This is a genomic window from Christiangramia marina (genome assembly GCF_048285865.1).
GTDB classification, from domain to species: domain Bacteria; phylum Bacteroidota; class Bacteroidia; order Flavobacteriales; family Flavobacteriaceae; genus Christiangramia; species Christiangramia marina.
On the sequence record NZ_JBLVTK010000071.1, the window covers coordinates 1 to 291 of the forward strand.

Consider the following 291-nt stretch of genomic DNA (forward strand, 5'->3'; position numbering starts at 1 on the left):
TTGCAAGCAACAGTGCAACCGCCACTGGAGACAGCCCATCGGGTACCGATGATGTTTCCGACGTTTCAGATAATGGAGACCCAACAGATGGTGATGATAACCCAACAATCACTGATCTTGATCAGGATACTCAATTTGCAATTACTAAATCCACAACAACTTCAAACTTTAAAGAAGTTGGGGATGTAATTGAATATAAATTAGAGGTTACCAATAATGGTAATACAACTATAGATAATGTAGTGGTTACCGACTTTAATGCCGATAATGTAACTTACCTTTCTGGTGATG

Annotated in this window: 1 protein-coding gene; it reads left to right on the plus strand. The window is 38.8% G+C overall.

Features of this window, described 5'->3' with window-relative positions; translation table 11 throughout:
• The coding region (locus ACNKXS_RS15355; RefSeq protein WP_417921645.1) for a DUF7507 domain-containing protein at positions 1–291 on the plus strand (291 nt) is incomplete at both ends.